Below are 13,765 nucleotides of genomic sequence, written 5' to 3' on the forward strand. Positions count from 1 at the left end.
GGAGAAGGCGCAGGCGGTCAGGAGTTCGCGGTGGCCGGTGAGGGTGGCTTGTTGTCGGCCTGTCGTGGTGTCCCACAGGCGTGCTGTCAGGTCGTAGCCCGCGGTGGCCAGGAGGGTTCCGTCCGGGGAGAAGACGCAGTCGGATACGGTGCCGCGGTGGCCGAGGAGTTCGTGGAGTTGGGCGCCGGTGGTGGCGTCCCAGATTCTGACCGTTGCGTCGCCGCTGGCGGTGGCCAGATGACTTCCGTCCGGGGAGAAGGCGCAGGCACGGACTCCGCTCGTGTGACCACGGAGGGTGCGGACGACCTGATCACTGGGCTGGTCCGGCATCGACCAGGCGGGAGTGAGGTGGGGCGAAGGCAGATGGCGCCGATAGTCGGCGGTTACAGGTTCAAGCGACGGGATCGCGCTCAGGTAGCTATAGAGCGAGGCGTCCAAGGACGTTGGCGGGTCCGTGGGAGCGAGCACCTGGGCGATCGCCCCCACGGCGCGCCGCATGTTTCGGGCAGCGTCGGTCGACGGCATGGCCAGGTCGGCTTCGAACGCGGCGCAGGAACCGAGGTTCACGATCTTCGATCGCGCCCACCTGAGATCGCTCAGGAGGACGTCTCGCTCCTGGAGACGGCCGGCATGGGTGAGGTGGTGGGGGAGGTGATGCCACAGGTACGTCGGTTCGGGCGGCATCAGCCACCAGTCGGCGGCTGATGCGTCGGGCAGATAGCGTTCTGCTGCTCGCACCAGGTGCTGGTGCTTCGTCAGTAGCTCGTCATCCGTGAGCGTGTGTCGCAGGTATGCGGAGAGGACGTCATGGAGGCGGACGCCGGGGACGCCGTGCTCCCAAGCGGGCAGTACGAGTCGCAACCGCGCCAGCCGGGAGCGCAGTCGTTCGGCCTGCGTCTCCGACAGTCCACCGGCCGTGCCCCACAGAGCGGCCAGCAGGTCGGCCGGCATGAAGGTGTCCTCGGGGAGGATCGTGAGGTCGAGGTAGCGCTCTCGCTGGTCTGCCGACAGGAGTGACAGACTCGCGTTAACGGTGGCCGTGACGGCGGATTGGCGGTCGTGGGTGGGATCGAGGTCGAGTACGGCCGGTCCGCCGCGGGCCAGTTGGCCGAGGACCCAGCTCGCGGCCTGGGTCGCATCCGCTCCTGCGCGGATCTGCTCGGCGAGCGCGGCGTTGACCAGTCCGATCAGCAGGGGCCAGCGCCCTGTGCGGGCGACGAGCTTGTGGGCCAGGCCAGGGGGAACGCCGGCGACGCCCTGGGTCAGCGCTGCCATGGCCTGGCCGGCAGTCATCACGTCCACCACTACAGTCGTGCTCCCGCGAGGTGCGACACCCGCATTGCGAGTCGTGACCAATCTTCGACAGAGCCGACCTCCGATGGTGAACGGATTCAGCTGTTCCGATCTCCATACATCGTCAACTATCAGGAGGGTAGGCCCGCGTTGGTCGAGGGCCTTGCCGAGTCGGCCACCAGCCAGCTCGGGGTCTGCCGTGTACCCATCATCCCCGGAGAGCATCGAGCACAAACCACCGACGAATTCCGCAAGTCGCGGTCCGCTGGCGTCTTCGCCGACTGTGAGCCACAGTAGGCCCCCGGTGAACTGCTCCCGCACTCTCGGGTCGTGGCAGAGTTGAGCGGCCAGGGTGGTCTTGCCGAAACCGCCGGCGCCTTCGATGACGGTGATTGAGGGCGCGGCTGTCGGATCCTCGCGCAGGACTCCATCGAGTGCGGGCGCGTAGAGGTCGGGCCGGTGGATGAGTGCGGGGGTCACAAGGGGTGCCATCCACGGCCGCCCGGTCATGGACCGCCGGGCGAAGTAGTTGATCTGAATCCCGTGGTCGCCGATCTGGATGCCTTGTCCCGCACGCGCGTCCACCGGTGATGCAGGTGACTCATCCATGACCATGTGGTGCCTCTACCCGGGACCTGCGTTGACTAGTCATTAGGGCGTTCGAGTCCATGGGGAGGTGGGCCTGCCCGGAACTCAACGGATGGAACGTTCGTCGCAGCCCTGCAGGAGTTCCAGCAGCTCCGGCGGCTGGCGAATGACGTGATCCGGCGCAGCGGAGAGCACGGCCTGCTCGTCCGTTCCCGCCCATAGAGCGGCAATCGACGTCACGCCGGCCGCGCGCGCACTGAGGATGTCGGTGGGTGCGTCTCCGACCATGACCGCCTCCGTTGCCTCCACTCCCACAAGGGCGAGGGCGCTCAACACGATGTCCGGAGCGGGTTTGGGCCGTCTCACCTCATCGGAGCCGACGACCCCGTCGAGCAGCGGGAGCAGCCCCACGGTGCCCAAGAGCGACCGAGCCCTGCCGCCGCTCTTCCCGGTCGCGACCGCGCTACACAGGCCGCGGGCCCGCAGGCCGACGAGCAGGTCGACGACGCCGTCGTACACGGTCACCCGGGATGCGAGGCGCTCGCTCTCGCGGACGAACGGGGCCTGCATCGTCAGAGGAAGTCCCATCAGCCGCATGATGTCTGGGAAGAACCTGCCTTGGTGCTTGACGTACTCAGTAAATGGGGGCGGTCCGTCCCCCACCGCCTCGGCATACGCAACCGCGAACGCCTCGCGCATCACGGCGAAGCTGTCCACCAGTACACCGTCGAGATCGAACACCACAGCACGCATGGTCCCCCCTTGGCGCAGTCGGTCGTCATGGCTACCGGATCGTGTAGGTGGGCGGCGCGGCGCTCGGTGGTGGACCAGCCGCTTTCGCCGAGCCTCGGGCTCCAGCGGTCACACCCGGCACGGCGGTGCCGAGTGCCCCTCGCAGCAGGCGCCCAGGAGTCACGGCCGCAGTGGCGGGGGCATTCGTGTTGGCAGGCAGGGCGAGGGTGTTCACAGCTCTGGGAGGAGATCTTGCTGAGGAGGCGAGGGGAGCGCGACCGGGCAGGCCCGTGCGGACGCGTGACAGCATGGCCACAGCATGAGACCGTCGGACGAGCTCGCGAAAGATGAACTCCCGCGCTGGTATGAAGATGTGACATGGTGTCGGAAAATAGAAACCGGCATTCCGGGTGACACGCGGAGGCCCCCGGGCATCCAAGGTGGCGGAGACGGCGCCGGGTGGACTCACGACCAGGGGAAGCCGCGATCAATGCGGTCGGAGTCCGGCGGACATAGTCTCTCGGAGAGCCATGATGGTCTAGCATCTTGCTTTCGCAGGCGTGGAGTTCAAGACGGGGAGGGGATGCTGGTGACCGGAGTCGAGGTGATCCTTGCAGCGTTGACGGCTGGCGCCGGTGCGGGTGTCACGACCACGGCGAACACTGCCGTTGTGGATGCCTACCAGGGCCTGAAGGAGTTGCTGGCCCGCAGGATGGGGCATGGTTCCGCCACCCCGGCAGTGGCGGGTGACCTGGTCCCGGACGTCGACACCGTTCCAGGGATCCACCAGGCCGAAGCCGACGCGTGGCGGACCCGCATGGCCACCGAGCTGTCGCTCTCGGGCGCGGCGGGGGACACGGAGATCCTGACCGCCGCCCGCCACCTGCTTGCGTTGCTCGAGTCCCAAGGAGCTCTGCCCGTTGCGTACCAGGTGGACGCGCGCGAGGCCAAGGGTGTCCAGGTCGGCGATCGAAACATCCAGAACAATACGTTCTCCTGACCTCGTGTTCTCACGAGCAGTGCTGTCCGAGCCGTGATCTCCCGGCCTCGGCCTGGACGTCGGTCGTCGACCCACACGGCGAGGACCGAAAGATGGAGAGCCACTGGGCCCACGACGAGGCGTACTACCGCTGCCGCTTCCCCGAGCAGTACGCCCTCGCCAACCGCATCGAGCATCCTCGCAACGTGTACTTGCGCGAGAAGGACATCCTCGGCCCGCTCGACCACTGGCTCGCCAAGATCTTCGCCCCGCACCGGATCGACGACACCATCGACTTCCTGACCACCGTCGGCGGCCTCACCCCGACCGCCGAACACACGCTCAGCACCGAACACGCCAAGAAGACGATCAAGGAATGTGACACGAAACTCACCACTCACCGTGCCGCCCTCGAAGCAGGCGCCGACCCGGTACTGGTCGCCGGCTGGATCGCCGAAACCCAGGCAACCCGCGCCCGAGCCGAGGCCGAACTCCGCACCGCGCGATCCGCACGTCGTGCCCAGCCCACTCGCGACGACATCGCTTCACTCGTCCGAGCCAACAGCGACCTCGTCACCGTCCTCACCCGCACCGAGTCGGTGGAACGCGCTGACCTCTACCAGAAGTTGGGTTTGGTGCTCACGTACGACTCCGGAAAACAAAAAGTGCTGGTTGAGATGAATCTCAACCAGCACTTTCCTGATCCCCGTGGGGTATCAGTCGGTGTCCGAGGGGGGACTTGAACCCCCACGCCCGATAAAGGGCACTAGCACCTCAAGCTAGCGCGTCTGCCATTCCGCCACCCGGACAGGGTGTGTGCCTTGGGCTTTTCTTGCTGTTTCCCTTGGCGACAGAGAGAACACTACCAGGCCCTGGGAGTGCTTCTCACCTGCGTTTCTTCCGCCCAGGGGTGGTTCGGCGAGGAGGCTTTGGGGCGCATGGGTATAAATATGCGCAAGTAGGACATTTGGCGAGTGTGCGCAGCACCGGGAGTCGCCGGAGGCGGTTACGGCCTGGGGGTCGAGCCGGGGTGGTCGGAGCGCAGGGGGCCGCTGCGGGGGAGGTCGCGGCGGAGGCTCTGGTTGGGAGGGGTTGGGTTGGCGGAGTCCCTGGTGCGGTGAATGTTTCGGCTGATCGGTGGGCGGAAAAAGCACAGGATCGGCAGGGAATCGACCACTGTCGGACAGAAACAGGTCGCCTGGCGCCAAGTTGCAGTCGCTCCCACGAAGGCCCCTGGCGCTCTCCTAGCCTCGGAGGACCGAGGGAGCCTTGAGCGGAACGCCCGATTCCCGACAGACCGCCCGCCGGTCGGGCCGCGTGCCGGGCCGTCTGGCAGGCCGCGTGCCGGGGCCGCCGGGGTGCCTCCCGTCACCAGCGCGAAGGGGCGGCTTGACGTGGAACAGATGAGCGGGGCGGCCGGGCCGGCCACCAGACGGCTCGGTACGGAGCCCGTCGAGGGGGTGTGGCGGTTCTCGGCGGTGGCGCAGGAGGCTTCGGTGCCGCAGACCCGCCACGCGGTGCGCGACCGGCTGCTGGCTCAGGGCATGGCGGAGCAGCGCTACCAGGAGTTGATCGACGACCTGTTGCTGATCGTCTCCGAGCTGGTCAGCAATGCCGTGACCCACGCCGCCGTGCTGTCGCCGTACCTCACCACGGAGCTGGCGATCGGCGGTGGTTGGGTGCGGGTCTCGGTCGAGGACGGGCACCCGTACCGCCCCCGTGCGCTGGAGAGCGACCTCGGGCAGTTGGGCGGCCGGGGGCTGTTGCTGGTCAAGAGCGTCACCCTGCAGGCCGGGGGCGTCTGCGATGTCGAGCGCACCGGGGAGGGCGGCAAGGTGGTCTGGGCCTCGCTCCCCCTCCCCGCACAGCGCGAGGCCGACCCGGAGGCCGATCTCGACGACTGTACGGACACTGTGGCCGGGGACAGAGCGGCCAGGGGAAAGGACAAGGAGAGCGGCGGCGGCGCCTGGCCGCTCTGATCCCGGCGAAAGGCGGAAGCCGGAAGCTGGAACAGGGACCGGAGCAGGGACCGGGACCGGGGTGCCTACCAGTCCCGTCCGGCGATCTCGCGGATTCCGGGGAGCGCGGCCTCGAAGACCGTCCGGAACCAGACCGAGAACGGGCGCTCGGCCTCCAGGGCCCTCAGCTCGTCGGCCGTGACGAACAGAGTGTCGTCGACCTCCGAGGGGTCCGGGTCCAGCGGTGCGGTGACCAGGCCGACGAACAGGTGGTTCCACTCCCGCTCGATCAGCCCCGAGGCTTCGTCCGGGAGGTCGTACCGGACCGTACCGGCCTCGCACAGCAGGGCGGGTGCGGCGCCGAGCTCCTCGGTGGTGCGGCGGGCGGCGGCGACGAACGGGGCTTCGCCGGGGTACGGGTGGCCGCAGCAGGTGTTCGACCAGACACCGGGGGAGTGGTACTTGCCGAGCGCGCGGCGCTGGAGCAGCAGCCGGCCCTGACGGTCGAAGAGGAAGACCGAGAAGGCCCGGTGCAGCCGGCCCGGCTGCTGGTGGGCCGACAGCTTCTCGGCGGTGCCGATGGTCACGCCTTCGTCGTCGACGAGTTCGAGGAGGATCTCGAGCTCCGCTCCGCTTCCCGCATCGACCCCCGAACCGACCCCCGCATCGACCCCCGCATCGACCCCCGATCCGACCCCCGCTCCGACCTGCGTCGCGGACTGGGTCTGGCTGGTCGATCGACTCTCGGGCATGTGGCCTCTTTCGGCACGAGGACCGGTGCCGCAACCCGGGCATCCGGGCCCGGACCCGCCCACCCGGTCCGGCGGTCGGCTTCACGTCGCCGCCCGGGCTCCCGCGCTCGTCGGGAGGCACCAGGTGGCGTCGGGGGACCAGTCTGCCGTATGGCTCGCGACCCCGGGTGACGTGACGTTCACCAGGGCTTGAAAGCTCGAACGGGTCGGCAACCTGTTCGATTTATGATCGGGTTGGCCGTCTTCGGTTCAGCTGTTGTCGGTTCGAGCGCCGGATCGCGGTCCGGCCGCGACCGGTGGGTGGTTCGACCGCCGGACCCTGGAGGCGGTCGCTGCCGCCGTCGGCGGGCACGAGCCGCGCTCGTCCCTCGTACCGGCCCGCCAGCTCAACGGCCCGCTGGCTCACGGCTCGCCGGACCTGTCGGCGCCCGCATTCTTCCGGGCCGGTGAGTACCTGACCGGGGTGGCGCCGGCCCTGCGTCGGGACGTCGCGGCCCTCCCGGCCGCGTTCGGGCTGGTCGCTGCCGTCGCCTACCATCACTACGACACGGTGTACCGCCTTCGCGGGGGCACCGGAGCGCCGGCCCGATGGCTGGTACGGGCGACCGGCGGGCAGGTGGGCCGGGCTCTGCTCGGCACCCTCGTCGTGGCGCTCGCGTACAACGGCAGCCCGTCGGACCCGTCGGGCACCAGGGTGCCGGAGCGGCTTGACGAAGGGCGTGCTGGTGGCCCTCGCAGCCGTACCGGCTCTGGTTGTGGTCGCCGAGAGCATCCAGTTTCTGGGTCCTCCCAGACGCCGCAGCTGAACACGACGAATCAGGAGACACCGCATGATCGGCCTCGTTCTGGCAGCCGGCGCCGGCCGCCGACTGCGCCCGTACACCGACACTCTGCCCAAGGCGCTGGTGCCGGTCGACGGGGAGCGGACCGTCCTGGACCTCACCCTCGGCAACTTCGCCGAGGTCGGCCTGCGCGAGGCCGCCATCGTGGTGGGGTACCGCAAGGAGGCGGTGTACGACCGCAAGGACGCCCTGGAGCAGAAGTACGGCGTCAAGCTCCACCTGGTCGAGAACGACAAGGCCGAGGAGTGGAACAACGCCTACTCGCTCTGGTGCGCCCGTGACCTCTTCGCCGAGGGCCTGCTGCTCGCCAATGGCGACACCGTGCACCCGGCCTCGGTGCAGCGCACCATGCTGGACGGCAACGACCGCCGGATCAAGGAGGGCAACGCCCCCGGGATCCTGCTCGCCCTCGACACGGTGAAGAAGCTCGCCGACGAGGAGATGAAGGTCGTCGTCGACCCCGCGACCGGCATGCGGAAGATCACCAAGCTGATGGACCCGGCCGACGCGACCGGCGAGTACATTGGCGTCACGATCATCAACCCCTCGGCGGCCGCGGACCTCTCCGACGCCCTGAAGGCCACCTACGAGCGCGACCCGCAGCTGTACTACGAGGACGGCTACCAGGAGATGGTGAACCGGGGCCTGCGGATCGACGTGCAGCCGATCGGCGAGGTCTCCTGGGTCGAGGTCGACAACCACGCGGACCTCACCAAGGCGCGGGAGATCGCGTGCCAGTACTGACCCGGATGGTGCCGTCGCCGGTCTTCGTCGAGATCCGCCCCGGGGCCCTGGACGCGCTCGGCGGCATCCTCGCCGACCAGCGCCTGTCCACCTCCGGCCGGATAGCGGTGGCGATCAGCGGCGGCTCCGGCGCGGTGCTCCGGGAGCGGCTGGAACCGCTGCTCCCGGGCGCCGAGTGGTACGAGGTGATCGACGGCACCCTGGACGCCGCCGTACGGCTCGCGGACCAGATCCGCGCGGGCCACTTCGACGCCCTGGTCGGTCTCGGCGGGGGCAAGATCATCGACGCGGCCAAGTACGCCGCCGCCCGGGTCGGCCTGCCGTTGGTCGCCGTGGCGACCAACCTCGCGCACGACGGCATCTGCTCGCCCGTCTCGACCCTCGACAACGACGCCGGACGGGGCTCCTACGGGGTGCCCAGCCCGATCGGGATCGTGGTCGACCTCGACGTGATCCGGCAGGCCCCGAAGCGCTTCGTGGCGGCCGGCATCGGTGACGTCGTCTCCAACATCTCGGCCTGCGCGGACTGGGAGCTCTCCCACTCCGTCACCGGCGAGAAGGTGGACGGCCTGGCCGTCGCGATGGCCCGCTCGGCCGGTGAGAACCTGCTCCGCCACCCCGGCAGCCTTGAGGACCAGGACCTCCTGACGACGCTCGCGGAAGCCCTGGTACTGTCCGGCATCGCGATGAACATCGCCGGCAGTACCCGGCCCTCGTCGGGTGCCTGCCACGAGATCTCGCATGCCCTGGACGTGCTGTACCCCAAGCGATCCGCCCAGCACGGCGAGCAGGTCGGCCTCGGCGCGGCCTTCGCCACCTACCTGCGGGGCGAGCGCGAGCTCACCGGCCTGATCGTGGACCGCCTGCGGTTCCACGGGCTGCCGGTGACCGCCGCTCAGATCGACTTCACCGAGGCGGAGTTCACCGAGGCGGTGCACTACGCTCCGAACACCCGTCCGGGTCGCTTCACTATCCTTGAGCACCTCGACCTCTCTCCATCAGACATCAGGGACGCGTACGCCGACTATGTCCAAGCCGTCAACAGCTGACCGCCAGGCCCAGAGCCCGGCCGTCGACCTCACGCTCCGCCCCTCGATCGAGGAGCTGCGGGCCGTCATCCACCCGGAGGGCATGCTCCAGCGCCGCAGCGCGGAGCACTGGGCGGGCCGCTGGTACATGCGGAGCATCTCGCTCCGGATCACCCGCGTCCTCTCCACCATGACGGTGATCACACCCAACGGCCTGACCTACCTGATGATGCTGACCGGCATCCTGGCCGGCGCGGCGCTGGTGATCCCCGGGCTCGCGGGTGCCGTCCTCGGGGCGTTCCTGATCCAGCTCTACCTGCTGCTGGACTGCGTGGACGGCGAGGTCGCCCGTTGGCGCCGGCAGACCTCGCTGACCGGTGTCTACCTCGACCGGGTCGGGCACTACATGTCCGAGGCCGCGCTGCTCACCGGCCTCGGCCTGCGCGCCGCCGACCTGCTGCACCGCCACGGCACCACCTCGCACTGGGAGTGGGCCTTCCTCGGCACCCTCGCGGCGCTCGGCGCGATCCTGATCAAGTCCGAGACCGACCTGGTCGACGTGGCCCGGGCCCGCAGCGGCCTGACCGCCGTCGAGGACAGCGCGGCGGTGCCGCGCTCCTCGGGTGTCGCCAAGGCCCGCAAGGCGGCGGCCTTCCTCAAGTTCCACCGCCTGGTCGGCGCGGTCGAGGCCTCGCTCTTCATCCTGGCCGCCGGGATCGCCGACCACGTGCACGGCGGGCTGTTCTTCACCCGCCTCGCGGTCGTCGTGCTGGCCGCCATCGCCATGCTGCAGACCGTCCTGCACCTGCTCAGCATCGTGCTCTCCAGCAGGCTCCGATGAAGCAGGCCCCGATGGAGCAGGCCCCGATGAGCGCCGACGACTTCCGCCTGGGCGCGGTCATCATCACGATGGGCAACCGCCCCGCCGAGCTGAGCGCCCTGATCGACTCCGTGCTGAACCAGGAGGGCCCGGCGGTCGAACTCGCCGTGGTCGGCAACGGCGCGCCGCTGCCGCCGCTCCCGGCGGGCGTGCGGAGCGTCGAGCTGCCGGAGAACCTCGGCATCCCGGGCGGTCGCAACGTCGGCATCGAGCTGTTCGGCAAGGACGGCGAGGAGGTCGACGCGGTCCTCTTCCTGGACGACGACGGCCTGCTCCCGCGTCTGGACTCGGCCCGGCTGCTCCGCGAGGCGTTCACCGCCGACCCGGGGCTCGGCATCGTCTCCTTCCGGATCGCCGACCCGGACACCGGCGTCACCGCGCGCCGGCATGTCCCCCGGCTGCGCGCGAGCGATCCGCTGCACTCGTCCCGGGTCACCACCTTCCTCGGCGGGGCCAGCGCCGTGCGGAGCAAGGTGTTCACCCAGGCCGGTCAGCTTCCGGGCGAGTTCTTCTACGCGCACGAGGAGACCGACCTCGCCTGGCGCGCCCTGGACGCCGGCTGGTCGATCGACTACCGCGCGGACGTGGTGCTGCATCACCCGACCACCTCCCCGGCCCGGCACGCCACGTACTTCCACAACGTGGCCCGGAACAGGGTGTGGCTGGCACGACGGAACCTTCCGGGCCCGTTGGTGCCTCTCTATCTGGGGACCTGGCTGTTCCTCACCTTGGCCCGCCGCCCCTCCGGCGACGCGATCAAGGCTTGGACAGGCGGTTTCCGGGCCGGCTGGAGCGAACCCTGCGGTCCGCGACGGCCGATGAAATGGCGTACTGTATGGCGATTGACCAGGTTGGGCAGACCGCCAATCATTTGATCGCAGCAGTCGGCGGCTTGCCGCCGACCGGACAATCCCCCCGTGAACCCTGTGGGTCCGCCCGGTTCCCGGCCTCTCCCCCGAGTCGAACCGGATCTCCGATCCCGTGAAGGACGAATGTGTCGACAGTGAGTGACTCCGTCAGCCTCTCAGCTCCGTCGGGAGTTGACGCGGGCCTGACCCAGCAGCAGCTCGCGGCCAAGTACGGCCTGACGGTGAGTGGCAAACGGCCGAGCCTGCCCATGTACGTGCGGCAGCTCTGGCAGCGCCGCCACTTCATCCTGGCCTTCGCCACGGCCAGGCTGGTCGCCCAGTACACGACGGCCAAGCTCGGCCAGCTGTGGCAGGTACTGACGCCGCTGCTCAACTGTGCGGTCTTCTACCTGGTCTTCGGTGTGATCCTGAAGAGCCGGGACAGCGTCCCGGTCTACATCGCCTGGCTCTGTGTCGGCGTCTTCGTGTTCCAGTTCTCGCAGAGCGCGATCCAGTCCGGCACCCGCTCCATCTCCGACAACCTCGGGCTGATCCGGGCGCTGCACTTCCCCCGAGCCTGCATGCCGGTCGCCTTCACGGTCATCCAGCTGCAGCAGCTGCTGATCTCGATGGTCGTCCTGGTCGTGATCGTCCTGACGAACGGGATCACGCCGGGTGTCACCTGGCTGCTGATCATCCCGGCCCTGGTGCTGCAGGCGCTGTTCAACACCGGCCTGGCCCTGATCATGGCGCGGATCGGCTCCAAGGCGTCCGACATCTCGCAGCTGATGCCGTTCGTGCTCCGGACCTGGATGTACCTCTCCGGCGTCATGTACAGCATCCAGGGGCAGCTGAACACCGCCCCCCACTGGGTCAAGACGATCGCCGAGCTGAACCCGGCGAGCATCTACATGGACCTGATGCGCTACGCCTTCATGCCCGACAGCTTCAGCAAGAAGGTCTACCCCGGTCTCCAGGCCCCGGACGGTCACTGGGGCCCGCACTACCTGTCGCTGCCGCACCACGTCTGGCTGATCGCCGCGGCCTGGGCCGTCGTCGCCTTCGCCTTCGGTTTCGTCTTCTTCTGGAAGAACGAAGAGGAGTACGGCCGTGGCTGAGACCGCAACCACCGAGGACCGAGGAGTGGCGCCCACCATGGCAGGCCAGGTCAAGCACGAACGCGTTCCCACCGTCGTCGTGGACGACGTGCACATCGTCTACAAGGTGCACGGCGCCGGCGCCGGCAAGGGCAGCGCCACCTCCGCGCTGAGCCGCCTGATCTCCAAGAAGCGCTCGCCCGCCATCCGCGAGGTGCACGCCGTCCGGGGCATCAGTTTCACTGCGTACCGTGGCGAGGCCGTCGGCCTGATCGGGTCCAACGGCTCCGGCAAGTCGACCATGCTGGCGGCCATCGCCGGCCTGCTGCCGACCGAGAAGGGCGGCATCTACACCAACGGCCAGCCGTCCCTGCTGGGTGTCAACGCCGCGCTGATGGACGACCTGACCGGTGACCGGAACGTCATCCTGGGCTGCCTGGCCATGGGCATGTCCCCGGCCGAGGTGAAGGCGCGCTACGACGACATCGTCGAGTTCTCGGGCATCAACGACAAGGGCGACTTCATCTCGCTCCCGATGCGCGCGTACTCCTCCGGCATGTCGGCCCGTCTGCGCTTCTCGATCGCGGCGGCCAAGACCCACGACGTGCTGCTGATCGACGAGGCGCTCGCCACGGGTGACCAGAAGTTCCAGAAGCGCAGCGAGGCTCGCATCCGCGAGCTGCGCGGCGAGGCCGGTACGGTCTTCCTGGTCAGCCACAACAACAACGCGATCCGGGACACCTGCGAGCGGACCATCTGGATCGAAAAGGGCGAGATGATCATGGACGGCGAGACCGACGAGGTCGTCAAGGCGTACGAGAAGTTCAACCACGGCGGCTGATCACCGGCGTGATCGTCATGCGGGGGCCGGTGCCGGGCGGATGCCCGGTACCGGCCCTGCCTGGTGTTCGAGTCCAACGCGTGTCCGAGACGGGCCGGTGGGTCCGTCCGGTGTAGAACGGGGGAGTGACGGCAGTGGCAGCTTCGGACCAATCCGACAATCAGACAGACGGCAGCGCTCTGAACCCGACCATGAACCCGACGCCGGATCCAGCACCGGATCCAGCACCGGCCGGCCCGGCGCCGGACCAGACCCTCGGCAAGGCCGACCTGGAGAACTTCCCGGTCGCCCCGTCCTTCCTGCCCGCAGCCTGGCGGACGGACCTGATGGCGGTCTACGGCTTCGCCCGGCTGATCGACGACGCCGGTGACGGCGACCTCGCCGACCCGGGCGCCGTGGCCGCGTTGCTGGGCGCCGGAGGGACGCCCGTCACTCCTCCGGCGCAGGACGGCCCGCCGAGTCCCGCCGAGACCGAGTTCCGGCTCGCCCTGCTCGACGGGCTGGAGCGGGATCTCGAACGGGCCTTCGAGGCGGCGCTCCCCGCCGGCGCCGCCGAGCAGCCGCGCCACCCGCTGATGCGCGCCCTGGTACCGCTGGTCGGCAAGCACGGACTGACCCCCGAGCCGTTCCGCCGGCTGATCGAGGCGAACCGGGTCGACCAGCGCACCACGCGCTACCCGACCTACCAAGACCTCATCGGCTACTGCACGTTGTCCGCCGATCCGGTCGGCCGGCTGGTGCTCTCGATCGCCGGCGTCTCGACCCCGGAGCGGGTCGCGTACTCCGACGCGGTCTGCAGCGCGCTGCAGGTCGTCGAGCACCTCCAGGACGTCGCCGAGGACCTCGGCCACGGCCGGATCTACCTGCCCGGCGAGGACCTGGAGCGCTTCGGCGTCACCGAGGCGGACCTCGCCGAGCCCACCGCGGGGCCCCGGGTGCGCGAGCTGATCGCCTTCGAGGTGGACCGGGCCCGCACCCTGCTCGATCACGGCGCTCCGCTGGTGGGTACGGTTCGGGGGAGGCTCCGACTGCTCCTCGCGGGATTCACCGCAGGTGGGTACGCGGCCCTGGCGGCCATCGAGGCCGCCGGGTACGACGTCCTGGCCCAGCAGCCGAAGCCCGACAAGCGCCGCCTCGCAGTGAAGGCGGCGACACTCTTCGCGAAGGGAAGGTGAACGCCCGA

Annotated in this window: 13 protein-coding genes, 1 tRNA gene and 1 pseudogene; 11 read left to right on the plus strand and 4 right to left on the minus strand. The window is 69.2% G+C overall.

What is annotated here, in order from left to right; translation table 11 throughout:
* Together P3T29_RS26750 and P3T29_RS26755 are read right to left on the minus strand one after the other, a co-directional pair.
* The coding region (locus tag P3T29_RS26750; protein ID WP_280719209.1) for an NB-ARC domain-containing protein at window positions 1–1,908 on the minus strand (1,908 nt) is incomplete at its 3' end.
* Between the two features lie 78 nt (window positions 1,909–1,986).
* Window positions 1,987–2,634, minus strand: a complete 648-nt coding sequence (locus tag P3T29_RS26755) for an HAD-IA family hydrolase (protein ID WP_280719210.1) — start codon at window positions 2,632–2,634, stop codon at window positions 1,987–1,989.
* 562 nt (window positions 2,635–3,196) lie between these two features.
* On the opposite strand from P3T29_RS26755, the gene P3T29_RS26760 reads away from it, so the two are divergent.
* Complete coding sequence (locus tag P3T29_RS26760; protein WP_280719211.1) at window positions 3,197–3,613, plus strand: hypothetical protein; 417 nt, start codon at window positions 3,197–3,199, stop codon at window positions 3,611–3,613.
* A gap of 92 nt (window positions 3,614–3,705) precedes the next feature.
* Window positions 3,706–4,335, plus strand: a complete 630-nt coding sequence (locus P3T29_RS26765; protein WP_280719212.1) for a hypothetical protein — start codon at window positions 3,706–3,708, stop codon at window positions 4,333–4,335.
* Here the strand turns inward: P3T29_RS26765 and P3T29_RS26770 are convergent.
* A tRNA-Leu gene (locus P3T29_RS26770) sits at window positions 4,317–4,401 on the minus strand. The two genes, P3T29_RS26765 and P3T29_RS26770, sit on opposite strands and share 19 nt — an antisense overlap.
* 594 nt (window positions 4,402–4,995) lie before the next feature.
* On the opposite strand from P3T29_RS26770, the gene P3T29_RS26775 reads away from it, so the two are divergent.
* Window positions 4,996–5,571: an ATP-binding protein gene (locus P3T29_RS26775; protein WP_280719262.1), complete on the plus strand. Its 576-nt coding sequence runs from the start codon at window positions 4,996–4,998 to the stop codon at window positions 5,569–5,571.
* 65 nt (window positions 5,572–5,636) lie between these two features.
* On the opposite strand, the gene idi is transcribed toward P3T29_RS26775, so the two are convergent.
* Window positions 5,637–6,302 (minus strand): isopentenyl-diphosphate Delta-isomerase, encoded by a 666-nt coding sequence (gene idi / locus P3T29_RS26780; protein WP_280719213.1) that lies wholly within the window; start codon window positions 6,300–6,302, stop codon window positions 5,637–5,639.
* A 361-nt stretch (window positions 6,303–6,663) separates the two neighbouring features.
* Here idi and P3T29_RS26785 point away from each other — a divergent pair.
* From P3T29_RS26785 to hpnC, 8 genes and pseudogenes are all read left to right on the plus strand, one after another.
* Window positions 6,664–6,948, plus strand: a pseudogene (locus P3T29_RS26785) (DUF5941 domain-containing protein); the annotation flags it as partial.
* A gap of 184 nt (window positions 6,949–7,132) precedes the next feature.
* On the plus strand, window positions 7,133–7,888 hold the full coding sequence (locus P3T29_RS26790; RefSeq protein ID WP_280719214.1) for a phosphocholine cytidylyltransferase family protein: 756 nt from the start codon (window positions 7,133–7,135) through the stop codon (window positions 7,886–7,888).
* Complete coding sequence (locus tag P3T29_RS26795) at window positions 7,876–8,937, plus strand: iron-containing alcohol dehydrogenase family protein (RefSeq protein WP_280719215.1); 1,062 nt, start codon at window positions 7,876–7,878, stop codon at window positions 8,935–8,937. Before P3T29_RS26790 ends, P3T29_RS26795 begins: the two co-directional genes overlap by 13 nt.
* 82 nt (window positions 8,938–9,019) lie before the next feature.
* A complete protein-coding gene (locus P3T29_RS26800) occupies window positions 9,020–9,757 on the plus strand; it encodes a CDP-alcohol phosphatidyltransferase family protein (protein ID WP_280719263.1) in 738 nt (245 codons plus the stop codon).
* The gene (locus P3T29_RS26805) at window positions 9,754–10,671 is read left to right on the plus strand and encodes a glycosyltransferase (protein WP_280719216.1); all 918 of its coding nucleotides are present in this window, start codon (window positions 9,754–9,756) and stop codon (window positions 10,669–10,671) included. Before P3T29_RS26800 ends, P3T29_RS26805 begins: the two co-directional genes overlap by 4 nt.
* A gap of 128 nt (window positions 10,672–10,799) precedes the next feature.
* Entirely contained in the window at window positions 10,800–11,762 is a 963-nt protein-coding gene (locus P3T29_RS26810) for an ABC transporter permease (protein ID WP_280719217.1), read from the plus strand.
* A 37-nt stretch (window positions 11,763–11,799) separates the two neighbouring features.
* Window positions 11,800–12,582 carry an ABC transporter ATP-binding protein gene (locus tag P3T29_RS26815; RefSeq protein ID WP_280719264.1) on the plus strand — a complete coding sequence of 261 codons (783 nt, stop codon included), beginning with the start codon at window positions 11,800–11,802 and terminating at the stop codon, window positions 12,580–12,582.
* Window positions 12,583–12,773: 191 nt separating this feature from the next.
* Window positions 12,774–13,757: a squalene synthase HpnC gene (hpnC, locus tag P3T29_RS26820; protein ID WP_280719218.1), complete on the plus strand. Its 984-nt coding sequence runs from the start codon at window positions 12,774–12,776 to the stop codon at window positions 13,755–13,757.
* Window positions 13,758–13,765 lie beyond the last annotated feature (8 nt).

It is taken from the genome of Kitasatospora sp. MAP5-34 (assembly GCF_029894335.1).
Classification (GTDB): Bacteria; Actinomycetota; Actinomycetes; order Streptomycetales; family Streptomycetaceae; genus Kitasatospora.